Consider the following 24,336-nt stretch of genomic DNA (forward strand, 5'->3'; position numbering starts at 1 on the left):
CACCGGGCACCGGACGCGACACCAGTCACCGTCCGGTGCCCGTAGTGTGTCACCCGGCCGTGTCGTTGATCACGTCCACTGTGGATGTATAGCTGATTGTGTGCGTGTCGCTACGGGTGGCACAGTCTCCCGAGCAGCGCCGACCACCTGAAGGGGTGACCGACCATGATGGGCTCGTCCCACGCACTGTCCGGAGCCGCCGTGTGGCTCGCCGGTTCGTGGGCCCTGGAGGCCACCGGGGCGATCAACCCGCAGACGCCGCTGGAACTCGCCGTGGGTACGGCCGTGTGCGCGGGCGGGGCCCTCCTGCCGGACCTCGACCTGTCCGGCCGGGTCACCACCGGGCGGGGCGGCGCGACCGTGGCGCACACGTTCGGGCGCGTCACGATGTTCCTCGCCGAGGTGATCGAGAAGTTCTCGCTAGGCGTCTACAACGTCACCCGGCTGCGCCGCGACCCCGAGCGGCACAACGGCCACCGCACCCTCACCCACACGATCATCTTCAACGTCCTGGTGGGCATCGGCACGTGGCAGCTCGCGCTGCACTACGGCAAGTGGGCCGTCATCGGCATCATGTTCTTCATGGTCGGCCTCGCGCTGCGTGGGCTGTTCGACAAGTGGGCCGCCCGCGCCGGCTGGGTCATCGTCACGCTCGTGTCCGGCTGGGCCGCCTTCTTCGTGTACAACAACATGCACGGTGACCGGGGGTACCCCCTGCTCGGCGTCGCGGTGGGCGTCGGCGGGCTCGTACACCTCGCCGGCGACGTGGTGACCAGCCACGGCTGCCCGCTGTTCTGGCCCGTGCCGACCGGACCCGGCCGCCTGTGGCGCAACATCGGCGTGCCCGACCCCTTCGTCGTCGAGGTCGGCGGCAAGGTCGAGACGGTCGTCCTGCGTACGATCTTCACGATCGTGTCCCTCGTCTGCGTGGCGGGCCTGTCCGTACCCTTCCTGATGGACAGGTTCAACATCGAGTGGTGAGCCCGGGTGGCGGTAATGTGTGCCCGGCAGGCTCGGTGACCATCGGGAGGCTTCGGTGAGGGTGCCGTGACGGCGGGGCCCCACGGCGACGGGGAGGTGCCCGCGTTCTGGCGTGGGCTCGGCCTGCCGGGTCTCGCTGACATCCACGTGCACTTCCTGCCGCCGCGCATCCTGCAGCGCATGTGGTTGCGCTCCGACGAGGACTCGCTCGCCGGGGGCCTACTGCCCGCGTACGTGTACCGGTGGTCGGACGAGGAGCGGGTGGCGCACCTGCGGGAACTGGGCGTACGCGCCTTCACCGCCTTGGCGTACGCGCACCAGCCGGGCATGGCCGACGGCCTCAACGCCTGGACGATGGACTTCGCCGCGCACAACGACGGATGCGTACCGTCGGCGACGTTCTATCCCGAACCGGGCGTCAACCGGTACACGAAGGCGGCGCTGGACGGGGGCGCCCGGGTGTTCAAGGTGCACGTGCCCGGCGGCGGCTTCGACCTCACCCACGCCCGGCTCGACCCCATCTGGGGCATGCTCGCCGAGGTGGGCACGCCCGTGGTCATCCACGTCAACAGCCTGCGGGAGGAGGGCCGGCTCGGCAGCCTCGACCCGCTGGAGGTGATCCTGCGCCGCCACCCGACCCTGGCGGCCGTCATCGCGCACCTCGGCGCCCCCGACTACGAGCACCACGTCGCGCTCGCCCAGCAGTACGAGCGGGTCTGCCTCGACACGGCGGCGATCTTCACGCCCGGCTACGAGACCGCGTCCGGAACCGTGCCCGGCAGGCTCCTGCCGCAACTGCGCGACCTGGGCCTGGCCGGCAAGGTGCTGCTCGGTTCGGACTTCCCCACGATGTCCTACCCGTACGCGGAGCAGCTCGCCGGCCTGGCCGCCCTCGACCTGGGCGACGACTGGCTGCGGGCGGTGTGCTGGTACAACGCCGCCCGCCTCCTCCAGCTGGAATAGTTCAGCTTTCCGACCTGCCGCGCCGCCAGTAACCCATGAAGGCCGCCGTCTCGCGGGTGAACACCCCGTCGGCGAGCAACTGCCTGCGCAGCGACATCACCACGCCCGACTCGCCCGCGATCCAGCCGTAGAGCCGGCCGGTCGGCTCGCCGGGAACCTCCCACAGGATGTCGTGGTCGAGGTCCGGGTCAACCACCGCCAGGTCGGCGGGACCGCCCGCGCCGACGCCCGCCAGCGCCGGGGCGAGCCGGGCGGCCGCCGCCGTCACCGCCGGGACGAGCAGCTCACCGTGCGGGCGTTCGCCCCGCGCGAGCCACGTGACCGTCAGCCCGGGCGGTGCGGCGACCGGCAGCGCGTCATCCGGGTGGGGGACCTCCAGCAGTGCCGTACCGCTCACGCCGTGCGGCAGGCGCTCCACGATCGACAGTACGGCGGGTACGGCGGTCTCGTCGCCGGCCAGCAGCACGCTGGCCGACGAGAGATCGGCGGTGCCGACCTTGCGGCTGAACTCCAGGCCGCCGTGCTCACCGTCGTACTCGGCATTGGGTCCGATGATCGCCACGGAGTCGCCGGGGCGCGCGGACAGCGCCCACCGCGAGGCCGGGCCGATCTCGCCGTGCAACGCCAGGTCGACGTCGAGTTCGCGCGCGGCGGGCCGCACCGCGCGCACCGTGTAGGTGCGTATGGGCAGGCGCCGCTCGTCGGGCAGCGCCCGCCACTGCGCGAACCAGTCGGGACCCATCGGCATGTCCGCGATGTCGGCGCCCGGCAGCGGGATGACCAGCTTGATGCGCTGGTCGAAGCCGTTGTCGGCGAGCTGGTCGAGGTCCGGGCCGGTGAACGTGGCCCGCACGAACGTCGGGCTCAGCCGGGTCATCCGCGCCACGCGGACGACGAAGAACCGCCACGACTGGGTCACTGCAACCTCCGGGTCAGGTGATGTCGACGGCGTTGCGGCGCGAGCGCCACAACAGGTAGATGAAGTACGGGGTGCCGACCATCGCGGTGACCAGGCCGGCCGGGATCTGGGCCGGCGCGATCACCGTTCGACCGAGCGTGTCGGAGAGGCTGACCAGCAGTGCGCCGAGCAGCGCGGCCACCGGCAGCAGGCGGGCGTGGGCGCCGCCGACCAGCGCCCGCGCGATGTGCGGCGCCACCAGGCCGACGAAGCCGATCACGCCGACCGCCGAGACGGCCGTGGCCGCCAGCAGCGCGGCCGCGCCCAACGCGACCAGCCGGCTGCGCTCGACGCGTACGCCCAGCAGCCGGGGGGTGTCGTCGTCGAGCTGCATCAGGTCCAGGTCGCGGTGCGTGCTGGCGATCAACGGGGTGAGCACCACGAGCGCGACCAGCACGGGCACGATCTGCCCGGCCGTACGCCCATACGTGGAGCCGGACAGCCAGGTCAGCGCCTTGCCGGTGTTCCACGGGTCCGTCGCGATGATGATGAACGTGATGATCGCGGTGCAGGCGTACGAGACGGCGACGCCGATGAGGATCAGCCGGTCGGCGTGCAGGCCGCGCCGCCAGGCCAGCCCGTACACCAGGGCGAACGCCAGCAGCGCGCCCACTCCGGCGACGCCGGTCATGGCCCACACGCCGGCGGTCGGCACGAAGCTGATGAGCGCGACCGCGCCCACCCCGGCGCCGCCGGTGACGCCCAGGATGCTCGGCTCGGCCAGCGGGTTTCGCGACACCGCCTGCACGGCGGTGCCGGCGACGGCGAGCGCGGCGCCCGCGAGCAGCCCGGCCGCGACGCGCGGCCAGCGCGCGTCAAGAACAAACGTGTACGCGGGACCGGTCTGGTCGCGCAGCCAGTTGACCACGTCGCCGAACAGCACCCAGGTGTCGCCGGCCAGCATGCCCAGCGCGCCGGAGGCGACCACGGCGACCGCGCACACGACCGTGACGCCGGCGGCGAAGCGGCCCGAGCGCAGCTTGGCGGGGCGGGTGCCGGCCGCGCGGGCGCTGCGGCCGGAGTCACGGTGGCGGCGGGCCAGCCAGATCAGGACGGCGGCGCCCGCGATCGTGGTGACCACGCCGGTGGGGATGTCCACGCCGGCCTGGGCGCCCAGCACGGCGCGCAGCAGCACATCGGCGGCGATCATGACGAGCATGCCGGCGAGGCCGGCCAGGGGCAGCAGCACCCGGTGCCGCTGCAGCCCCGGTGCGAGCGGGGTGGCGAGCCGGGCGATGGCCGGCGCGCACAGGCCGACGAACGCGATCGGCCCCACCAGCGTGACCGCGCTCGCGCACAGCAGGACGGCCAGCAGCACGGCGAACACCCGCAGGCGGCGCACGTTGAGCCCGAGGGTGGCGGCGCTGTCATCGCCCAGGCGCAGGATGTCCATGCGGCGCCCGAGCAAGAGCATGCCGATCATGGTGATCCCGATGACCGGGGCGACCAGTGCGACGGCGTTCAGGTCGGCGAGGTTCAGCGAGCCGTTGCCCCACGCGTACAGGCCGACGGTCTCCTGCTCGAACAGCAGGAACAGCAGCGTGGTGAGCGAGCTGAGCGCCAGCGTGGTGGCCGAGCCGGCGAGGATGAGCCGGGTGGGCCCGGACCGGCCGCCGGCCGACAGCGCCAGCACCAGGCCGGCGGCGGCGAGGCCGCCGAGGAACGCGAGGCCGCCCGCGGCCAGGAGCGGCAGGCTCAGGCCGAACGCGGCCGCGACCGTGACGGCCAGGTGGGCGCCCGAGGTCACGGCGAGCGTGTCGGGCGACGCCAGCGTGTTGCGGGCGATTGACTGCAGCGCGGCGCCGGCGACGCCGAGGCACAGGCCGGCGACCAGGGCGGCGAGCAGTCGCGGCAGGCGGGAGGCGAGCAGGACCCGGACGGTCTCGTCGCTTTCGCCGCCGGCGAGCAGGCGGGCGAGGTCGGCCACGCCGACGGTCGAGGTGCCCTGGGTCAGGTGGACCGCGGCGAGCAGGGCGACCGACGCCACCGCGACGGCGAACACGACCGTGAGCCGGGTGCGCCCCGCCCTCGGCTGGGCGGCCTTCGGGGCCGGCGCGAGCGCCGGCCCCTGGGCCACGGTGGCGAGCTGGCTCACGCCCCGTACGCCTTGACCAGCTCGTTGATGTACTGCATGCAGGACTTGGGGCCGCCGAACGTCCAGATGCCGGCGGGCAGCTTGGTGACCTGCTTGTTCTTCACGAAGTTCAGGGACTCCCAGATCTTGTTGCCGGTGAGCCCGTCGGCGAACACGTCGTTGCCGTCGGAGGCGTTGTAGAAGAACGTCGCGTCGGCGTCCTTGACGGCGAGCAGGCCCTCGACGTCCGTGGTGCCGAGGCCCCACGCCGCGTCGACCTTGCCGGTCCACACGTTGGTCAGGCCCACGGCCGTGGCCAGCTCGGAGACCAGGGCGCCCTTGCCGTACATGCGGACGCTGATCGCGCTGCCCTGCTTCCAGCCGTCGGCCATGGCGTAGCCCTTGCCGGCGTTGCCCGCCGCCTCGATCTTCGCCTTGCCGTCCGCGATGGCCTTGTCGAGCTCGGCGAGCAGGGCCGTGGCCTTGTCGGTCGTACCGGTCGCCTGGGCGATCATGTTCAGGTCACTGCGCATGCGGCCGAGGTTGTCGCTCGCGTCGCTGCCCTTGGTCACGATGACCGGCACGTACTTCTCCAGCTGGGTGACCAGCGGCGCGTCCCGCTCGGCCTCCATCACGACCAGGTCCGGCTGCAGGGCCACGATCGAGTCGACGCTGGGCTCCTGGCGGGTACCGACGTCCTTCACGTCCGCGGGCAGCGGCGCGGCCGTGACCCATGTCGCGTACCCCTTCGGGTCGGCCGCGCCGACCGGCTGGATGCCGAGGCTGACCAGCATCTCCAGCTCGCCCCACTCGAGGCCGACGACCCGCTTGGCCGGGGCCTTCAGCTCGACGGCCTTGCCGCGCGAGTCCGTGACCGTGACCGGTCCGCTGCTCGTGGCGGCGGGCGCGCCGGTGTCGGTCTTCTCCTCGGTCGTACCGCAGGCGGCGAGCAGGCCGGCGGCCGCGGCGAGGGCCACGGCGGCCGTAAGGGCCCGGGTCCGCAGTCGGTTCATGATGATCTTCTCCTGGATGGGGGCGCGCGGCATCGCCGCGACTGCTCAGGGCAGCAGCCCGGTGGGGGTTGGTTATGGGTTAAGCGGCTACAGGCAGCAGCCGCGTGGTGTGTCTCCCGACAGGTCGGGTCGTCACGTGGCCGGTGTCGGGGTCGACGCTGACCTCGATGCGAATCCCGTACGTCTCGGTGAGGGCGTCCTCGGTGAGGACGTCGATCGGGGAGCCGGTCGCGCGGACGCGCCCGGCCTGAAGCAGGACGACCTCGTCGGCGATGGCGGCCGCCTGGTTCAGGTCGTGCAGCACCACGCCGATCGCCACGTGGTGGGCGTCGGCCAGCTCGCGGACCAGATCCAGCAGCTCCACCTGGTAGCGCAGGTCGAGGAACGTGGTCGGCTCGTCGAGCAGCAACACCGACGTCTGCTGCGCGAGGCACGTGGCGAGCCATACGCGCTGCAGCTCGCCGCCGGACAGCTCGTCGACCGGCCGGTCGGCCATCGGCGTGACGCCGGTGACGTCCATGGCGTGCGCGACGGCGGCCGGGCCGTCCGCGTCCGCGCCGCTGAACCGGGCGCGGTGCGGGTGGCGGCCGTAGCCGACCACGTCGCGCACGCACACGCCGCTCGGCGTCGGCCTGCTCTGCGCGAGCATGGTGACCTTCCGGGCGTACGCCTTGGCGGGCAGCTCGTGCGCGTTGCCGTCGGGGAGGAGCAGGTCGCCGCTGTCCGGCTTGTGCAGGCGGGCGAGGGCGCGCAGCAGCGTCGACTTGCCGCTGCCGTTGGGTCCCACGAGCGCGGTGACCCGGCCCGGGCGTAGCGTCACGTGTGCCGAGTCGACCACGGGCTGGCCGTGGTAACCCAGACAAAGGTCGACGCCGCTGAGCAGCGGCATCGCGGCGACGGAGGTCGGCGACATGCGGTTAGGTTAGCCTAACCTGTAGTCCTGTCAAGCGGCGCCCGCGCTGGTCGCGAGCTGTTTAACGATGTGTGCTTTTGTGATCACGCGGCGTACGCGTACCTTCTTGGATCTTGGCGGCAAAGGCGCCTTTTCGGACGCCTCTGCCGCCACGATTCGGTGCGTTGTCAGGCGAGCGAGATGATCAGGATCACGATGAGGGCGATGGCCACGACGGCGCCGACCGCCCAGGGGACGACCCGCCGGGCCATGCCGCCGCCCGCCAGTGCCAACAGGTCGACCGGCTCGGGCTCGGCCGGCTTGCCGGCGCCCGTACCCGACGCCGACGGCGCGTCGCCGGCCGGCGACGCGGCCGCGTCCACAGTCGACACGGCGTCGGTCGCCGGCTCCGCCGGGGCGTCGGCGGCCGCCGTGGCGTCGGGCGTACCCGTGGGGACGTCCGACGGTGCGGTCGCCGCCGGCGCGGGTTCGGTGAGCTTGCCGGACAGGCAGCCGACGAACTGGTCGAGGAGCTTGCCGCTGACGTCGCCGATCATGTTGCGGCCGATCTGTGCCATGCGGCCGGAGATGTTGAGATCGGTGACGACGTCGACGCGGGTGCCGGCGTCGGTGGGGTTCAGTTGCGCGACGACGGTGGCGTTCGCGGCGCCGGCGCCCTTGCTGTCCTGGCCGGACGCGGTGAAGGCGAGCTTGCGGGCCTGCTCGTCGCGCTCGGTGAAGTGGCCCTTGCCCTTGAGGCTGAGGCTGACCGGTCCGATCTTGACGCGTACGGTGCCGGTGAACGCGTCGCCGTCGTAGCTGGTGAGCGCCGCGCCGGGCATGCACGGGACGATGGTCTCCAGGTCGCCGAGCACCTCCCAGGCGCGCTCGACCGGGACGGGCACTTCGAAGCTGTGTTCCAGCCGCATGCTGAGATCCTCCACAATGGCGGGGTGGCGGGGGGCAACCAGTGGAGCGGATCATAAACCCGTCCGCCGGTGACGGCACCCCGCAACTTCCGGCGCCAGGCGGCCCCTGACCACTGGACCTAACGCTGGGCAAGCGCATTCTTGACGGCATCGATGAGCGTCGCTAACGTCGGGCCGTCCTGGTGTGACACGAGCGTTGCGGCGTACTGACCTGCCGATTGTGACGTCACATCTTCCTCCACCGTACGGAGTGAGGCTCATGGCACAACGAAGGATGCGGCGGGCCGCGATCGCCGGCACGGCGGCCCTCGCCGCGGTGGCGGCGGGCACGGTCGCCGCGGTCAACGCCTACGCCGCGGCCGGGTGCCGCGTCGACTACGCGATCGCCAGCCAGTGGGGTGGCGGCTTCGGCGCCAACGTCACCATCACCAACCTCGGCGACCCGGTCAACGGCTGGACGCTCACCTGGTCGTACGCGGCCGGCCAGACGATCACGCAGGCGTGGAACGCCACCGTCACGCAGTCCGGCGCCGACGTCAGCGCGACCAACGTCAGCTACAACGGGTCGATCGCCACGAACGCGACCACCTCGTTCGGGTTCAACGGATCGTGGAACAACTCCAGCAACCCGGTGCCGACGAGCTTCGCGCTCAACGGCACCGCCTGCACCGGGTCGACGACCACGCCGACGAGCGCGGCGCCGGTCACGTCAGGCCCGCCGGTCACCAGCGCCGCGCCGACCAGTGCCGCGCCGACGACGGCCGGACCGACCAGCGCGGCGCCCACCTCGGCGGGCCCCACCGTCAACCCGCCGACGAACCCGGCCAACGCCAGCAGTAAGCAGGTCGAGGACCTCAACCGCGGCCTGATCTCGGTGCGCAGCGGCAGCGACAACTTCGTGTCGTGGCGCATGTTCGGCTGGGAGCCGTCCGGGGTCTCGTACAACCTGTACCGCAACGGTTCCCGGGTCGCGACGGTCACGAACTCGACGAACTACCTCGACGGCGGCGCGCCGTCCGGCGCGTCCTACACCGTGCGCGCCGTCATCAACGGCGCGGAGCAGGCCGCGTCGGAGGCCTCGTTGAACATGGGCCAGCAGTACCTCGACGTGCCGATCCAGTCGCCGGGCAGCAACTACTCCGCCAACGACGCGTCCGTGGGCGACCTCGACGGCGACGGCCAGTACGAGATCGTGCTCAAGTGGGACCCGTCCGACGCCAAGGACAACTCCCAGTCCGGCTACACCAGCAACGTCTACATCGACGCCTACCGGCTCAACGGGCAGCGCCTGTGGCGCATCAACCTGGGCCGCAACATCCGGGCCGGCGCGCACTACACCCAGTTCCAGGTCTACGACTACGACGGCGACGGCCGAGCCGAGGTGGCCATGAAGACCGCCGACGGCACGGTCGACGGCGCGGGCGTGACCATCGGCAACGGCGGCGCCGACTACCGCAACAGCAGCGGTTACATCCTGTCCGGCCCCGAGTACCTGACGATGTTCAACGGGCAGACGGGCCGCGCCATGTCGACCGTCGACTACGTGCCGGGTCGCGGCACCGTGTCGTCGTGGGGCGACAACTACGGCAACCGGGTCGACCGGTTCCTCGCCGGCACGGCGTACCTCGACGGCCAGCGGCCCAGCCTGATCATGGCGCGCGGCTACTACACCCGCGCCGTCATCGCGGCGTGGGACTTCCGCAGCGGCAGCCTCGTGCGCCGCTGGACGTACGACTCGGGCAACAGCAACGTCGGCGCGTACGGCCAGGGCAACCACCAGCTGTCCATCGCCGACGCGGACGGCGACGGCCGCGACGAGATCATGTACGGCGCGGCGGCGATCGACGACAACGGCGCCCTGCTGTGGCGCAACGGCAACGGTCACGGCGACGCCTACCACGTCGGCGACCTGAACCCGGCGCGGCCGGGCCTGGAGTTCTTCAAGGTCTCCGAGGACGGCAGCAGGCCGACCGACTACATGGCCGACGCCCGTACGGGTCAGATCATCTGGTCGCACCCGGCGTGCAACTGCGACAACGGCCGGGGCGTCTCCGGCGACATCTACGCCGGCAGCCCCGGCGCGGAGTCGTGGTCGTCGGCGGTGAGCAACCTGACCAGCTCCACCGGCGGCACGCTGGGTCGCAAGCCCAGCTCAGCGAACTTCCTCATCTGGTGGGACGCCGACACCACCCGCGAGCTGCTCGACCAGACCCGCATCGACAAGTACGGCACGTCGTCGGACACGCGCCTGCTCACCGCGAGCGACGTGCACTCCAACAACGGCACCAAGGCCACCCCGTCGCTGAGCGGCGACATCTTCGGCGACTGGCGCGAAGAGGTCATCTGGCCGACCACGAACAACACCGCGCTGCGGATCTACACCACGACCAACGTGACCACGACGCGCATCCACACGCTCATGCACGACCCCATGTACCGCGTCGCGATCGCCTGGCAGAACACCGCCTACAACCAGCCGCCGCACCCGAGCTTCCACATCGGCAACGGGATGGCGACCCCACCCACGCCCAACATCTACGTCCGCTAGTCGCGTACGGGGGCCGGCCGCGCGCCGGCCCCCGTACGGTCTCAGTCGTTGCGGGCGGTGTCCGGGCCGGTGACGCGTCGCAGCCATGGCAGCGTCGAGGCGATGATCGCCAGGGACGCCGCGAGGCCGGCGACGACGGTCGCGTAGTAGCCGGCGCCCGGGGCCGTGAGCGCGTAGTCCAGCTGCGCCCTGAGGAACAGCGCGGCCGCCCCGAACCCGGCGCCGATCGCCACGACGGCCACGAGAAGCAGCGGCACGGCGCTCTCCAGGGCGACCACCCGACGCAGCGTCCGCAGCCGCACGCCGGTCAGCCGCAGCAGGGCGAACGGGCGCTTGCGTTCGCTGAGGCCGGCCGCCACGCTCACGGCCAGGCTGCAGCCCGCGATCGGCAGGCTGGCCAGGATCACCACGTTGGCCAGCTGCTGCCAGCCGGCCAGCGTCCTGGTGAAGTCGTTCTCGATGTCGTACTGCGTCGCTGGCGTGCGAAAGCGGTCCGGGTACGCCGCCATCAGCACCGTGCGGGCCCGCTCGATCGCGGCCGTGGACCCGTCGGTGTTGACCACGTATGCCATCGCGGGCAGCCCCGCCACCTGCGCGGCCGTGTACGGCGCCGCCGGCCACACCGTGTGCGCGCCCGTCTTCTCGCGGTACCCGACCAGGTCGCTCCACACGTAGGCGGCGGTCGCGCCGTCCGCGCACCGGCCGTACTCCGGGGCGCGGGCCAGGTCGGCGCACGCCACGACGCCCGGCATGACACCGCCCTCGCGGTCGGGGTTCTCGCGGACCAGCGTCGCGCTGCGTACCCCCGGCACGGCGAGCACGGCGGGAGCCGCCTCGTCGTCGGGCTCCGTCCACATGCTCAGGGTCGTGTCGGTGAGGCTGCCGGAGTGCTGCGGACCCCGGTTCGCCACGATCGTGGTGATCACCCCGACGGCCACACTCGTCACGAACAGCGCGAGGACCAGGCCGCTGACCGCCCGGAACGCGGCCTGCGGGTTGTCCGCCAGCCGGCGCGTCGCGATGATCGTCGCGGGCCGGTGGGCGCGCCGGGCCAGCAGCCGGGCGCCGACCAGGGTGAGCCACGGTCCGGCGATCACCAGGCCCACCATGATGAGCAGGAACCCGGGCAGGAACGCCGCGATCTGCCCGGTGGACGTGTCCGGCCGGCGGCCGACGAACCAGGCCAGCTCCCCGACGCCGGCCAGCAGCGGGACGAGCCGCCAGGCGCGCGGTGGGCGCGGCGTCACGCGGCGCGTGACCCCCAGCGGTGAGACCCGCACCCGGCGCAGCGCCAGCCGGGCCGCGACGCCCGCCGCGACCGGCACCCCGATGGCCACGAGCAGCGCGTCCGTCGCCGTGAGCGTCAGGTCGGCCGGGTAGAACGGCACCCCGGTGAACGGCACGGCCGCGAGGGGTCCCCGCAGCGCGACGAAGACCAGAAAACCCACAGCGGTACCGATGGCAGCGGCGGCTGTCGACTCCACGGCGGCGATGACGCTGACCTGCCTCGGGGTGGCGCCCACCAGCCGCATGGCCGCGAACCGCTGCTCGCGGCGGGCCGCGGTGAGGCGGGTGGCCGTACCGATGAAGATGAGCACCGGGAAGATCAGGGCGCCGGCGACCACGCTGAGGATGAGGGCCATCGCGTCGGTCGGGTTGCCGGCCACGCACCTGGCGCACGTGGCCGGGTCGCTCACGCCGATCCTGGTCACCTGCTTGGCGCCCGCGGCCTCGAGGTCGGCGGCCGTGCGTCCCACGACCGCGATGAGCGACTCCGGCGACGGCAGCGCGGCGTCGCCGAGCACGCCGACCTGGCGACCGGCGAAGCGGTCGCCCAGCTGGTCGGCCGGGGTCCTCGCGATCAGGTCACGCAGGGCGGGGGACACGTAGAACTCGCCCGCGGCGGGGAGCCGGTCGACGCCCGGCGGTACGGGCGACGTCGGGCCCGTGGCCGCCACGTCGAAGCGCACGATGGTGCCGCCGTCGAAGTAGGACTGGCTCGGCTGCCACCACAGCGGCGCGGCACCGGTCTGCGGCTGGGTGTCCTCGAAACCGGTGTTGAACCAGGCGTACCGCTTGTTCTGTTCGTCGACGGCGTTGATGCCGGCCAGCGTGGCCAGCAGGAGACCGACGCCGAGGGCCACGGCCGTGGCGATGATGACCAGCCGGCCCACCGCCTCCCGCCCGCCGGCCATGGTGAGGCGCAGCCCGAAGCGGATCACGACAGGACCTCGACGAGCGCGTCCACGCGGCCGTCGGTGACGATCACCTGGCGGTCGGCGTACGCGGCGACGCGCGCCTCGTGCGTGACCAGCACGACCGTGGTGCCCTGCGCGCGGGCGGCGGTGACCAGCAGGTCCATGACCTGCTCGCCGGTGAGGGTGTCCAGCGCGCCGGTCGGCTCGTCGGCGTAGATCACCTCGGGTTTGGCGACGAGCGCGCGGGCCAGCGCGACCCGCTGCGCCTGCCCGCCGGACAGCTCGCCCGACCGGCGGCCCTCCAGGCCGCCCAGGCCCAGCCGCTCGAACCACGCGCCCGCCTCGGCGACCGCCTTCGGCCGGCGGGCGCCCGCGAGCAGCAGGGGCAGGGCGACGTTCTCGACCGCGGTCAGCTCGGGGACGAGCTGACCGAACTGGAACACGAACCCGAACCGGTCGCGCCGCAGCATGCTGCGCCGCTCCTCGTTCATCGTGTCGACGCGCTGGCCGTCGAACCACACCTCGCCCTCGTCCGGGACGAGGATGCCGGCGAGGCAGTGCAGCAGGGTGGATTTTCCCGAGCCGCTGGGCCCCATGACGGCGACGATCTCGCCCCGGGCCACGGACAGGTTCGCGCCCCGCAGGGCGGGCGTCGAACCGAAGGTGAGCCTGACGTCGCGCGCCTCGATCATGCCGTCGCTTCGCTCGCTACGCTCGCTCATGGCTTGACCTCCTTGGCCAGTGCGTCCAGGCGGGCCGCCGTGACGTCGATCCAGCGCAGGTCGGATTCCAGATGGAACAGGCCGTGGTCGGCGAGCAGCGTGTCGATCAGGCCGCCCGACCGCTTGATCTCGGTCAGCTCCCGCATCCGCCTGAGGTGCATGGCGCGCTGCGTGTTGAGGTAGTCGGCCGCGGGCCGGTCCAGCATCAGCGCGAGGACCACCTTGGTGAACAGCACCGTCTGCAGGTGCGGCTCGGGCTCGACCGGCTCGGTGAGCCACGCGTCGACCTCGGTCGCGCCCTTCTCTGTGATCACATACCGCTTGCGCTCCGGGCCGACCCCGGGGCCGACCTCGCCCATGACGACCTTGCCGTCGCGGGCCAGCCGGCCCAGCGTCGCGTACACCTGGCCGAAGGGGAGCGGCCGGCCACGGCCGAAGTACGTGTCGTAGTCCCGCTTGAGGTCGTAGCCGTGGCTGGGCTCGCGCTCCAGCAGTCCGAGGAGGGTGAGGGGAACGCTCATGAGACGAACCTACACTACGAGTATACGCTGAGTATATATCCGCGACGTGTATTTCCCGGCCTGCCCGGGGCCCGGCTGACCGGAGCGGTCGAAAAGACCGGCCGGGCGACGCCTTGTCGATCCCCCACCCGCCCCGCAGGCTGATCCGATGGATCGCCGACCCCTCCTCACGAAGCTGGCCGAACTCGCTGGCGTCGTCAGCGTGCTGCTGCCCCTGATCGGCCTGGTGGCCGGGACCCAACCCGAGCGGCCGGACGACAGCGGCAACGCCGCGATCGCCTGGCTGCGCGACGTGCACGTCGGTGTGCAGGAGTGGGGCGGTGCCCAGTCGACGACCGTCCTCATCAACTGGACGGTCGCGCTCACGCTCGCCGTCTTCGCGGTGAGCTTCGTCGTCGTCGGCATGGTGAACGTGCTGATCGAAGCGGGCGAGCAGGACGCCTCCTACGGCGCGAAGATCTTCCTGCGGATGTTCCTGTGGGTCATCGCCGTCAGCGCCCTCTTCCTGTGGGTGTTCTGGCGACCGCTGCCACTGTGGGGCGTGTGGGTCGCGGCGCTGGGCCCGCTGGTGCTCGCCATGGTGGCCGGCCGGATCGGCACGGCCCTGCTGGGCCGCTACCTGCGTCGCCTGAGCTGACCGCAATGGTTACGGCGCGCCGGGGCATGCCCCGCCACGTGCGCGTCCTGTGGGGCGGCCTGGTGGCGGTCCTCTGCTACGGGACGGTCGTCCACATCGGACAGCTCGTCGCCGGGGGCCTCACCCCGTACGACTGGGCGCCGCCCTGGCTGGCGGGGTACTTCACGTCGTTGACGTTGGTCGACCCGCTGGCCGCCGGCCTGTTGTGGGCGCGACGGGCGGCCGGGCTGCACCTCGCCGTGGCGGTGCTGGTCACGGACGCTGCCGCTAACGGGTACGCCGCGTACGGCCTGGGTGAGGGCGGCACGACCGCGCGGGTAGCGCACGCGGTCATCACCACGCTGGCCGCCGTGTCGCTCGCCGCCGCGCCGGTCATCCGCCCGTACCTGAGGTCGCGCGGGCGGTCACCGGTCCAGTGACCGCCCGCGCCCGGTTCATCGGATCGGGAACACGTGCACGCCCGCCTCGTCGCTGTTGGTGGACGTGCGGGTCAGGCCCGTCGCCGAGGAGTCCAGCAGCGCGCCCGGCGTGCGGGAGCCGGGCAGCTCCAGGAACGTCCCGGCGCTCGCGGTGCCGTTGGTGTAGCCGGCCGCCGCGGACGTGCCGCCCAGCCCGTTCGCGCCGCCGCTCGCGTCGCCGGTCTCCCAGGCCAGCTGGCGGTACCGGAACACGATGTCGAACGCGCCCGCCGCCACGTCGCCGCGGTCGACGAGGTAGAGCTGGAACGAGTTCAGCTTGTCGTCGTGCCGGTCGAAGTAGCCGACCCGGTCGTAGTCGACGCAGAACGCGCGCCGCCCGTCGACCGTGCCGGTGCCGTAGCGCACCGGGTGCGAGTCGGCGCCGCGGGTGTCCACGTCGGCCCACCAGGCCGCCACGACGGCCCGGCTGGTCGTCGTCAGCGACCCGGGCGTGTACGTGCCCATCGGGCCGTCGAACGTCACGTTGCCGTTGTTGTTGACCCACAGCGACGAGAACCGCCGCCCCTTGAAGTCGACCGTGAACGGCAGGTTCACCTCCGGGCCGGATTCGTCGTCGTTCGCGGCCACCTCGGTCGCCTGGCAGGTGAGCCCGAGCCGGTCCCCGTCGACCTGCACCTCGTAGGACCCGGTGAAGCCACCCTGGTCGAACACGATCACCGTGTACCGGCCCGTCTGGCGCAACCCGGTCAGCCCCAGCGACCCGCACCCGGTGCCGCGCGTACGCCCGATGGGCTGCCCGTCCGGCCCGACGATCGTGACCGAGAAGGTGCCCGCGTTCGTGCACGTGGCGGGCGTGGACACCCGTACCCGGTCACCGGCCGTCAGGTCGATCGTGTACACGTCCGCGCGCAGCGCCGTAGTGATCGACCCGGTGACCCGCTGGCCCAACCGGATGTGCGCGGAGTCCTCGACGGTCGCGCCGAGTGGCCCGAGGTCGACGGACTGGCGCAGCCGGTTGGCGACGACCGCCGAGTCGTCGGCCATCGTGTCGTCGCCGCTGAGGGCCACGTCGAGGACGCACTGTTCCAGCCCGGCGCCGGGCTTGAGCCCGCGTTCGCGGCACACCCGCTCGGCCGCCGCCCGCGTGTCCGCGCTGAGGTCGGCGAGCGTGACGATCGCCGACGGGTCCACGGGCAGCCGCATGTTGTCGGGCAGCGTCGTGCGGAACAGCGACGCCGTGCCGGTGCGCCGCCAGCCCTGCGCGAACGACCCGTACAAGGCATCGCGGTTGTAAAGATCTTTTACGGGTACGCCGTCCGGCGTGGCGAGGTCGTCCCTGGGATCGCGGTTGGCGTTGCCGGCCAGCCCTCGGGTCGTGCCCCACCGGGCCTTGGCCAGGGTGACGAACGCGTTGTCGCCCGTCCACCGGCCCGCGGCCAGTTCGGTCCCGTCCGGCCAGCGCACGACCGCACCGCGCGTGGCGCCGTACGTGAGCACGGCCCCGCCCGGCAGCTCGCGCCGCAGCCCGTCGGTCATCGGGACGCGCTGCCCGTCGAGGGTGACCACGAGCGGGTCGCGGCGCCTGATCGTGGCGTCGTCGCCGAACGCGATGACCGACGCGCCCACCCGGGCCGCGACCCCGAAGTTGTACGACACCGTGCCGAGGCCCCCGGGCAGCCGCGCGAACCGGCTCTGCACCTCGAAGCCGTCCATGGTGGACTGCGCGAGCACGTAGTCGCCGGTCGCCTGAAAGCTGTACGCCCCGCCGTCGAACGTGATCAGGTGGGGGTCGCCGTAGCTGCCGCCCGCGCCAGGGTCGCGCGGACCGCTGTCGGGCGCGTCGCCGCCGTCGGGGTTGCCCGGGTCGTCCGGCACGCCGCCAGGCGGCAGGTCGTCGCCCGGGTTGTCCGGGTCATCGGGATCGTCGCAGGCGTCGCCCGCACCGTCGCCGTCCGTGTCGGTCTGGTCGACGTTCGGCGTGGTCGGGCAGTTGTCGAGCGGGAAGGTGGCACCCGCCCACGGCTGCCGGTCCGGGATCCCGTCGTCGTCACCGGCGTCGTTGTCCTCGAACAGGTCGGTCACGTCGCGGCGCAGCCGGTCCAGCGGGGCGTCGGCCTGGAACAGGATCGGCTTGCCGTAGAAGCCGCCGCCCGCCAGCGGTGTCGCCTCCAGCCGGCTCAGCGGGATGGTGGCCTGCTGGATGAGCGACCCGCCCGGGTTGCCGTCGCAGAAGTCGAACGAGTCGAGGACCCGCAACGTCAGGTCCGCCTCCAGCTCCACGTTGACGAGCTTGCCGTTCGAGTCGGCGGTCGGGATGAACCGCAGCGGCCCGGTGAACGTGCGGTCGTCCGGGATGAACGTCCCGCCGATCGCGACCCCGCCGACGCCGCCGGCGATGATGCCGGGGTCGCTGAGCGGCGGGAACGTGTAGTCCGTCATGCGTACGCTGCGGCCCAGTGACGTCGCCGTGCTCGGAAAGTCCCGCAGGTCGATCGTCGTCGGGTCGGTCGGCGCCCGCAGTACGGGCGGCGCCGCGTTCACGGCCGTCTCGACGTTGTCGAGCACCTGGCCGGCGCTGGTGAGGGTCGGTGCCGCGGCGGCGAACGCGTCGAGGGCGGCCTGGTCGGACACGGTCCGGCGAGTCGTTGTCGGCACGCCGCCCAGCAGGTACTCGACCGTGTAGTCCACCGAGGTCTGGCCGGCCGTGTTGGCCAGGAACGGCACGAGGGTCGCCCCCAGGTACGCCACGGCGGCCAGCGCGTCGGCCGGCGAGGCGAACGGGGTGCAGTAGTCGGCCGTGGTACCGAACGGCGTGATGCTGCGCGCGCGCACCTGCGCACCGCGCACGTCGCGCAGCTGGACGACCAGCTTGCCGCCCACATTGCGCGCGGCGACCGTGGTGCTCGTCGGCACGTCCGGGTCGACGACCACGATCTCGGTACGGTTGGCGGGCAGGCCGATCACCCCCGGGTCGACCGTGATGGTCGCCGGCCGGGCGAACCGCAGGCCGGACGGCGAGATGTCGACGAACGGCGCGCCGTACACGTCCTGCGCGCCGGTGAACACCAGCGGGGTCACCATGACGTCCGTGGGCCGGTTCAGGGCGCCGGCCGGGATGTCCACCCGCCAGCCCGGACCGGAGAAGCTGGCCCCGCGCGGGCCGACCTTCCTCGGCGCGGCGAGCTTCTGCACCCGCACGTCACCCGCGTCGCCGGTACCGCCCGCGAGCTGCCCGACCGCCAGGCCGGTCAGCCGGCCCGCCGACCACACGGTCGCGGCGACCCCGCCGGCCGGCAGCCCGGTCAGCGTGAACCGGCCCGCGCTGTCGGTGGTGGCCCGGCGCGCCCCGTACCGCACCGAGGCGCCCTCGACCGGCGCCTTCGACGACACGTCCAGGACCCGGCCGGTGAGCGTGCCGGACGGCCGGTTCAGCCGCTGCCGCACGGAGACGGTCTTCGTGGCCACGGCGCGCGTACCCACGTAGGCCGTCGCCGTGAGCCGGTGCGGCGCGTTGGGTCGCAGCAGCACCTCGGCGCGGAACGTACCGTCCGCGACGGCGGTCGCCACGACCGGCAGGACCCCGCCGGTGATCTGTACGGTCGCCTTGCCGAACGTCTTGCCCGTAACGACGACGCTGCCGCGCTCGGTCGACTTCGGCGCGGAGATCCGCAGGCCCTTGAGCGGGGCGGCCGACGAGGTCGGGCGCCGGTCGGTGGGCGCCTGCGGGGCGGACGCCGGCTGTGGAGGGCTGGATTGGGCGCTGGCGACGACGGGCGTCAGGCACAGCGCGACGACGGTGCCGGCCGCGACGACGCGGCCGATCCTGCGCAGGGTGGAGCGTGGTCGGAGCATGGAGGGTTCCCCTAACCGCTGACCGTTGGGACGGAACGGAAGCGGTGGCCGGGCCGGTGCGTGGGACGCGCCGGTCCGGCTCACCCATGACCGCCCGCACGCTAGCGACAATCGACAAACATCGCTCTACTGAGGCGTGTTCCCGACTAACCCCGACCAACGTGGAGACGCCCCGATGGTCGACGTCGTGAGGGGCACCGGGCGACCGGATATCCATGGACCGGTACGCCCAGACGTCGCGTTAAACCGTACTGCGGCGCACCATCTCGTTGATCCAGATGGGGGCGAACGGGGAGGTGCAGTTCGGGGGAGTGGGGTAGTCCTTCAGGACCTCCAGGCGCTCCCCGATGTCGATCGCGCGGGTGCGGTGTTCGGCGTGGTCGATGCCGATCTGGGCCAGGCAATGGTTCATGGCCCACTGCAGGCGGTCCGGGGCGTCCTTCATCTGCGCCTCGATGAGGTCGAGCAGTCCCGGCAGGTCGAGGCCGTCGGGCTTCTTCGCGACCCGTTCCGTGGTCAGCGCCCAGCCGGCGCTCGCGACCGCCGGGTCCGGGTCGTCGAACCAGGCCACCCGCAGGTCCTCGGCGTGCGGGCTCTTCTTCACCACGTAGTTCACGAGCCAGTCCTGCACCTTCGGGGTGCGCGCCCCCCGCAGCATGGTGTCCAGCTCCTCGCGGGTGAACGCCTTCGGCCGGCAGATCAGCAGCGCCAGCAGCCGCGCGGCGCTGTCACCGGTGGCCCACAGCTCGCGTGCGAGGTCCTGCTGGGTCTTCAGCCGCTTCGCGATCGCGCGCAACTGACCGAGGTTCACCCCGTGATCGTCGCCGTGCTTCTCGTTGACCGCGCGCAGCTTCGGGTCGTCGAGCGCGGCCAGCTCGGCCATCAGGTCGGCCACGGTTGTCTCGGCCATCACGGCTCCCTCCCCGGTCAGGGCACCCAGACCGATCGGTCGTGCGCGAAGTAGACCCGGCACGGGTCGAGCTTCTGCAGAACGTCCAGCCACGCCGGGATGTCCGGCAGCGGCGGTCCGTGCCCGTCGCGGTGGGCGCGCCAGGCGAGCTGGTCGGCAGCGTACTCCGTGGCTGTGTCGTGGCTCTGCCCCGCGACGATGACCGCCCCGTCGGGCCGGCGTACCACGAGCGACTGGTGCCCGTCCGTGTGGCCGGGCGTGGGCACGAGGTACACGTCCGGCAGCAGCTCCACCTCGCCGGCGACGACCTCGAACCGGCTGCCGTCGAGCAGGTCGGGCAGCGTGTAGTCGGGGGTGTCGCGGGCGGCGTCCAGCTCGGTCGCCTGGACGAACACCGGCGTCGTGCCGAGCAGCGGGTTGCCGCCGCAATGGTCGAAGTGCAGGTGACAGTTGGCGGCGAGGCGCACGTCGGACAGCGAGGCGTCGATCGCGGCGAGCGCCTCGGCCAGCCCGATCCGGCGCGGCCGGTAGTGCGCGTCGACCTCCGGGTGGGCGCCCATCCCCGTGTCGAACAGGATCATCCCCTTGGGGTGGTCGACCACGTACCCCAGACAGGGTTCCACCCGCGCGCGGCCGGTGCCGGTCTCCTCGGGTGGTCGCACGAAGTACCCGAAATCCACCCGCCGAACGGTCGCCGCCACCATCCGCCCATAGTGCCGCTTTCGGCGGGCGGCATCAAAGTTCCTCGCTGGTCGCCTCCGGAGGAGTCGCGGACGCGATCCTGGGGGTTCCGGCGCGGGAGGTGAGGTCGGAGAGTTTCGCGGTGGACGCGAGCCGGTAGCGTCCCGCCTCAAGGCGGAAGATCTCGACTGTGGCATCGCGCGGGTCGTCCGGGATCTCGTCGACGATCCAGTACTCGGGAATGCCGACGCTGGCGTACTCGGCGAACTTGGTCTCCCGGTCGCGGCGCACGGCGATGGCGTCGCGGCGCGGATCGGGGTCGTGCGAGATGACCTCCACGGCGACCTTGACCATGTCGGGGAGCGCGATGGTGAGCCGTCTGTCGAGGATCTCCTCGCGCGTCAGCTCGAGGGCGATCACGTCGGGCCGCCGGCCGTTGTCACCCACGGCGAGCGGAACATCGCTCAATGTTGACGGGTATCGCGCGTCGAGCAGGTTCTGCACCGCGCGGGTCGTGATCTGGTGCCAGGGCGTCGGCGGAGTCGAGATCTCCAACTTCCCGTCGCTGATCTCGAACGGGCGGCCTCGATGTCGATGAGCGGCATGTCGGCGGCCGTGAGCGGCCCAGCAGGGGCGGAGCCCTTGATGCGCACCACGACCGTCATGCGACGACCCTACGGGAACCGGTTGCGGCGCCGGTGTCGAAATCCGGGGCGGCTGTTCGTGTAGAGGGTGAAAGGTCATCATCAGTGAGAAGGAGACCTGCCATGCCCCAGTACCTGCTCAGCATCTACCAGCCGGACGGGCCGCCGCCCGGGCCGGAGGTCCTCGGCCCGATCATGGACAAGCTCAACGCGCTCAACGACGAGATGCGCGCGGCCGGCGCGTGGGTGTTCGCCGCCGGGCTGTTCCCGGCCGACACCGCCACCGTGGTCCGGCACGCCGACGGCCGGACGCTGGTCACCGACGGCCCGTACGTGGAGGGCAAGGAGCACCTCGGCGGGCTGACGATCGTGGCGGCCGAGGATCTCGACGCCGCGCTCGGCTGGGCCACCCGGCTGGCCGAGATCACCACTCTGCCGATCGAGGTGCGACCGTTCGCCCAGTAGGCAAAGCGGAGATCGAGGCCGTGTTCCGGGCGGAGTACGGCCGGGCGGTCGCCGTCCTGACCCGCGTCCTCGGCGACCTCGACGCCGCCGAGGACGCGGTGCAGGACGCCTTCGCGACCGCACTGCGGCGCTGGCTTGAGGACGGCCTGCCGCCCAGCCCGGCCGGTTGGATCATCACGACCGCGCGCAACCGGGCCATCGACCGCCGCCGGCGCGAGGCGGTCCGCGCCGACCGCCAGGCCGAGGCGGCGCTGCTGCATGCCCCCGACGAACCGGAGACGGAGAGTCCTGTGGACGACGACCGGCTGAGGCTGATCTTCACCTGTTGCCATCCGGCGTTGGGCGTCGACGCTCAGGTCGCCCTCACGCTGCGGCTGCTCGGCGGGCTGGGCACGGCCGAGATCGCCCGGGCCTTCGTCGTTCCCGAGGCCACGATGGGCCAGCGGATCAGCCGCGCCAAGGCCAAGATCCGGGACGCGCGCATCCCGTACCGGGTCCCGCGCGAGGCGGACCTGCCCGACCGGCTGGTGCCCGTACTCGCGGTGGTTTATCTGATCTTCAATGAGGGCCACGCGACGCCGGACGGGGCGCTCGCGGCCGAGGGCGTGCGGCTAGGGCGGCTGCTCGCGGCGCTGATGCCCGACGAGCCCGAGGTGCTCGGCCTGCTCGCGCTCATGCTGCTCACCGAGTCGCGGCGGCCGGCACGCTGGAGCGGTGCCGGCGACCTCGTGCTCCTCGCCGACCAGGACCGCTCGCGCTGGGACCGCGCGCTGATCGCGGAGGGGCAGGCACTGGTGCGCCGCTGCCTGCGGCGCGGGCGCCCCGGGCCGTACCAGCTCCAGGCCGCGATCAACGCGGTGCACAGCGACGCGGACGCGGCGTCGGCCACCGACTGGCGACAGATCATCACCTTGTACGACCAGTTGCTCGCGGTCGCACCGAGCCCGGTCGCCCGCCTGCACCGCGCGGTGGCGGTCGCGGAGGTCGCCGGCCCGGCACGGGCGCTCGCCCTGGTGGACGAGCTGGACCTCGGCCGCCACCACGTCTACCACGTCGTGCGCGCCGACCTGCTGCGCCGCCTGGGCCGCCCCGCCGAGGCGGCGGGCGAGTACGCGGCGGCGGCCGAACGTACCGGCAGCCCCGCCGAGGCGGCGTTCCTGCGGCGACGCGAACAGGAGTGCCTGGCGGCGTTTGCCGGCGGCGGGCGGGGGTAGCGCAGCGGCCATGGCGGAGTTCGGATACACCCTGATGGGGGAGCAGAGCGGTCCCAAGCAGCTCGTCGCGGACGGCATCGCCGCCGAGGCGGCCGGGTTCGACTTCCTGGTCGCGTCCGATCACTACTACCCGTGGCTGGCCGAGCAGGGCCACTCGCCGTACGTGTGGTCGGTGCTCGGCGCGGTCGCGCACGCGACGACACGGGCCCGGCTCATGTCGTTCGTGACCTGCCCGATCCGGCGCTACCACCCGGCCGTGGTCGCGCAGAAGGCGGCCACGATCGGGCTGCTCTCCGAGGGCCGGTTCACGCTCGGGCTGGGCGCGGGGGAGAACCTCAACGAGCACATCGTGGGGGCCTGGCCGCACGCGACCCAGCGGCATGAGATGTTCGCCGAGGCGCTGGAGATCATCCAGGCGCTGCTCGCCGGTGAGACCGTGCACCATTCCGGCAAGCACTACGAGGTGCCGGCCGCGCAACTGTGGGACCGGCCCGACGCCGGGGTGCCCCTGGCCGTGGCCGTCTCCGGCGAGGACTCCATGGAGCTGGCCGTCCGGTACGCCGACGCGCTCGTGGCCACCGAGCCGAAGGAGGACCTCCTCCGGGCGTTCCAGGAGCGGGTCGGCGACAAGCCGCGCTACGGCCAGGTGCCCGTCTGCTACGGGCCGGACGAGGCGGCCTGCCGCACGCTCGCGCACGAACAGTTCCGCTGGTCGGGGCTGGGCTGGCCGGTGAACGCCAACCTGCCCGACCCGCGCGCGTTCGCCGCCGCGAGCGCCACCGTCACGGAGGACGACGTGGCCGGGGCGGTCGCCTGCGGGCCGGACCTCGACCGCCACGTGGCCGCCGTGCGTACGTTCCTCGACGCCGGGTTCACCCATGTCGCGCTCGTCCAGATCGGCGGCGACACGCAGGAGGAGTTCCTGGAGTTCGCCCGGACCCGCCTGCTGCCCGCGCTGTGGGAACTGCGCTGAGCCCGTCAGCCCTGTAGCCGCGTCCGGGCGGTCGCCGGGTCGACCCGCAGCGTGGACAGCAGCGCCGCGACCGGGTCGTGCCGGTCGCGTTCCAGCAGCGCGAGCAGCAGGTGGCGGTCCTCGATGCGGCGTGACCTCGCCGCCGCCGCGAGGGCCAGCGTGCGGGACAGGACCTCCCGGGCCCCCGAGCTGAACGGCGGGCGCTTGCCGGCGCCGGGGGTGCCGGTGGGCCGGAAGTCGCCGATGTCGACGCCGACGGCGGCCAGGGCGCGGCGGTCGAGGTCCTCGGCCGCCGCGCGCGCCTGCTCGGCCGTGACGCCGAGCAGTCCGGCGGCGGTGGGTTCGGCCAGGACGGCGAGCAGCAGGTGCTCGGTGCCGACCCGGCTGTCTCCCCGCTGGCGGGCCACCTCGACGGCGGCCTTCACGGCGGTGCGGGCGGTGGCGGCGAATCTCTCGAACATCTCAGCGTCGCTTTCCGTACTTGGCGTGGATCGACTGCCGCGACACCCCGAGCGCGTCGCCGATCTGCTCCCACGACCAGCCCTCGCGGCGGGCGAGCTCCACGTGGGTGGCCTCCACCCGTTCGGCCAGGCGGCGCAGGGCCCCGGCGGCGCGCAGCCCCACGGCGGGGTCGGCGGACCTCAGGCGAGCGGACAGATCCTCGGTCATGGCTGTCAGTCTGCGTTGACAGAGCGGTGTTTGTCAACGCAGACTGACAGCCCATCGAAGTGTCAGTTCAGAC

Annotated in this window: 22 protein-coding genes; 8 read left to right on the forward strand and 14 right to left on the reverse strand. The window is 72.6% G+C overall.

Annotated features, from left to right (window positions below; translation table 11 throughout):
* Positions 1 to 165: 165 nt before the first annotated feature.
* Both ABD191_RS04805 and ABD191_RS04810 read left to right on the forward strand, forming a co-directional pair.
* Complete coding sequence (locus tag ABD191_RS04805; protein ID WP_344077227.1) at positions 166 to 981, forward strand: metal-dependent hydrolase; 816 nt, start codon at positions 166 to 168, stop codon at positions 979 to 981.
* Between the two features lie 66 nt (positions 982 to 1,047).
* Positions 1,048 to 1,944 carry an amidohydrolase family protein gene (locus ABD191_RS04810; protein ID WP_344077229.1) on the forward strand — a complete coding sequence of 299 codons (897 nt, stop codon included), beginning with the start codon at positions 1,048 to 1,050 and terminating at the stop codon, positions 1,942 to 1,944.
* A gap of 1 nt (position 1,945) precedes the next feature.
* Here ABD191_RS04810 and ABD191_RS04815 read toward each other — a convergent pair whose 3' ends face one another.
* The 5 genes from ABD191_RS04815 to ABD191_RS04835 all read right to left on the reverse strand — a co-directional run bounded on the left by ABD191_RS04815 (position 1,946) and on the right by ABD191_RS04835 (position 7,810).
* Positions 1,946 to 2,821 carry a siderophore-interacting protein gene (locus ABD191_RS04815; RefSeq protein ID WP_344077310.1) on the reverse strand — a complete coding sequence of 292 codons (876 nt, stop codon included), beginning with the start codon at positions 2,819 to 2,821 and terminating at the stop codon, positions 1,946 to 1,948.
* Between the two features lie 55 nt (positions 2,822 to 2,876).
* Entirely contained in the window at positions 2,877 to 4,997 is a 2,121-nt protein-coding gene (locus ABD191_RS04820; RefSeq protein WP_344077230.1) for an iron ABC transporter permease, read from the reverse strand.
* A complete protein-coding gene (locus ABD191_RS04825; RefSeq protein ID WP_344077232.1) occupies positions 4,994 to 6,022 on the reverse strand; it encodes an ABC transporter substrate-binding protein in 1,029 nt (342 codons plus the stop codon). The genes ABD191_RS04820 and ABD191_RS04825 overlap by 4 nt, the downstream gene beginning before the upstream one ends.
* Before the next feature lie 46 nt (positions 6,023 to 6,068).
* A complete protein-coding gene (locus ABD191_RS04830) occupies positions 6,069 to 6,902 on the reverse strand; it encodes an ABC transporter ATP-binding protein (protein WP_344077234.1) in 834 nt (277 codons plus the stop codon).
* A gap of 167 nt (positions 6,903 to 7,069) precedes the next feature.
* Entirely contained in the window at positions 7,070 to 7,810 is a 741-nt protein-coding gene (locus ABD191_RS04835) for an SRPBCC family protein (protein ID WP_344077236.1), read from the reverse strand.
* 259 nt (positions 7,811 to 8,069) lie between these two features.
* On the opposite strand from ABD191_RS04835, the gene ABD191_RS04840 reads away from it, so the two are divergent.
* On the forward strand, positions 8,070 to 10,358 hold the full coding sequence (locus tag ABD191_RS04840; RefSeq protein WP_344077238.1) for a rhamnogalacturonan lyase family protein: 2,289 nt from the start codon (positions 8,070 to 8,072) through the stop codon (positions 10,356 to 10,358).
* A 41-nt stretch (positions 10,359 to 10,399) separates the two neighbouring features.
* Here ABD191_RS04840 and ABD191_RS04845 read toward each other — a convergent pair whose 3' ends face one another.
* Genes ABD191_RS04845 through ABD191_RS04855 form a run of 3 tightly spaced genes read right to left on the reverse strand, consistent with a single transcriptional unit; the run spans position 10,400 to position 13,799 of the window.
* Positions 10,400 to 12,580 carry an ABC transporter permease gene (locus ABD191_RS04845; RefSeq protein ID WP_344077240.1) on the reverse strand — a complete coding sequence of 727 codons (2,181 nt, stop codon included), beginning with the start codon at positions 12,578 to 12,580 and terminating at the stop codon, positions 10,400 to 10,402.
* Positions 12,577 to 13,278: an ABC transporter ATP-binding protein gene (locus tag ABD191_RS04850; RefSeq protein ID WP_344077242.1), complete on the reverse strand. Its 702-nt coding sequence runs from the start codon at positions 13,276 to 13,278 to the stop codon at positions 12,577 to 12,579. Before ABD191_RS04850 ends, ABD191_RS04845 begins: the two co-directional genes overlap by 4 nt.
* The gene (locus ABD191_RS04855; protein ID WP_344077244.1) at positions 13,275 to 13,799 is read right to left on the reverse strand and encodes a PadR family transcriptional regulator; all 525 of its coding nucleotides are present in this window, start codon (positions 13,797 to 13,799) and stop codon (positions 13,275 to 13,277) included. The genes ABD191_RS04850 and ABD191_RS04855 overlap by 4 nt, the downstream gene beginning before the upstream one ends.
* Positions 13,800 to 13,947: 148 nt before the next feature.
* Here ABD191_RS04855 and ABD191_RS04860 point away from each other — a divergent pair, with 148 nt between their 5' ends.
* The gene (locus ABD191_RS04860; RefSeq protein WP_344077246.1) at positions 13,948 to 14,436 is read left to right on the forward strand and encodes a hypothetical protein; all 489 of its coding nucleotides are present in this window, start codon (positions 13,948 to 13,950) and stop codon (positions 14,434 to 14,436) included.
* 5 nt (positions 14,437 to 14,441) lie between these two features.
* Positions 14,442 to 14,855: a hypothetical protein gene (locus tag ABD191_RS04865; RefSeq protein ID WP_344077249.1), complete on the forward strand. Its 414-nt coding sequence runs from the start codon at positions 14,442 to 14,444 to the stop codon at positions 14,853 to 14,855.
* Positions 14,856 to 14,870: 15 nt separating this feature from the next.
* Here the strand turns inward: ABD191_RS04865 and ABD191_RS04870 are convergent, their stop codons facing one another.
* From ABD191_RS04870 to ABD191_RS04885, 4 genes are all read right to left on the reverse strand, one after another.
* Positions 14,871 to 18,707, reverse strand: coding sequence for a nidogen-like domain-containing protein (locus ABD191_RS04870; protein WP_344077251.1), 3,837 nt, complete (start codon positions 18,705 to 18,707; stop codon positions 14,871 to 14,873).
* Between the two features lie 241 nt (positions 18,708 to 18,948).
* Complete coding sequence (locus ABD191_RS04875; protein WP_344077253.1) at positions 18,949 to 19,617, reverse strand: DNA alkylation repair protein; 669 nt, start codon at positions 19,615 to 19,617, stop codon at positions 18,949 to 18,951.
* Positions 19,618 to 19,634: 17 nt separating this feature from the next.
* The gene (locus ABD191_RS04880) at positions 19,635 to 20,321 is read right to left on the reverse strand and encodes an MBL fold metallo-hydrolase (RefSeq protein WP_344077255.1); all 687 of its coding nucleotides are present in this window, start codon (positions 20,319 to 20,321) and stop codon (positions 19,635 to 19,637) included.
* Between the two features lie 31 nt (positions 20,322 to 20,352).
* Entirely contained in the window at positions 20,353 to 21,045 is a 693-nt protein-coding gene (locus ABD191_RS04885; protein WP_344077256.1) for a Uma2 family endonuclease, read from the reverse strand.
* A 20-nt stretch (positions 21,046 to 21,065) separates the two neighbouring features.
* Here ABD191_RS04885 and ABD191_RS04890 point away from each other — a divergent pair, with 20 nt between their 5' ends.
* From ABD191_RS04890 to ABD191_RS04900, 3 genes are read left to right on the forward strand one after another with little or no spacing between them, the layout of a single operon-like run.
* Positions 21,066 to 21,407, forward strand: a complete 342-nt coding sequence (locus tag ABD191_RS04890; RefSeq protein WP_344077258.1) for a YciI family protein — start codon at positions 21,066 to 21,068, stop codon at positions 21,405 to 21,407.
* A 20-nt stretch (positions 21,408 to 21,427) separates the two neighbouring features.
* Complete coding sequence (locus tag ABD191_RS04895) at positions 21,428 to 22,621, forward strand: RNA polymerase sigma factor (protein WP_344077260.1); 1,194 nt, start codon at positions 21,428 to 21,430, stop codon at positions 22,619 to 22,621.
* Between the two features lie 10 nt (positions 22,622 to 22,631).
* On the forward strand, positions 22,632 to 23,594 hold the full coding sequence (locus ABD191_RS04900; RefSeq protein ID WP_344077262.1) for a TIGR03557 family F420-dependent LLM class oxidoreductase: 963 nt from the start codon (positions 22,632 to 22,634) through the stop codon (positions 23,592 to 23,594).
* 5 nt (positions 23,595 to 23,599) lie between these two features.
* On the opposite strand, the gene ABD191_RS04905 is transcribed toward ABD191_RS04900, so the two are convergent.
* Both ABD191_RS04905 and ABD191_RS04910 read right to left on the reverse strand, forming a co-directional pair.
* Positions 23,600 to 24,055 carry a Clp protease N-terminal domain-containing protein gene (locus tag ABD191_RS04905; protein WP_344077263.1) on the reverse strand — a complete coding sequence of 152 codons (456 nt, stop codon included), beginning with the start codon at positions 24,053 to 24,055 and terminating at the stop codon, positions 23,600 to 23,602.
* 1 nt (position 24,056) lies between these two features.
* On the reverse strand, positions 24,057 to 24,263 hold the full coding sequence (locus tag ABD191_RS04910) for a helix-turn-helix domain-containing protein (protein WP_344077265.1): 207 nt from the start codon (positions 24,261 to 24,263) through the stop codon (positions 24,057 to 24,059).
* Between the last annotated feature and the right edge of the window lie 73 nt (positions 24,264 to 24,336).

The sequence above is a fragment of the Luedemannella helvata genome, assembly GCF_039528415.1.
GTDB lineage: Bacteria > Actinomycetota > Actinomycetes > Mycobacteriales > Micromonosporaceae > Luedemannella > Luedemannella helvata.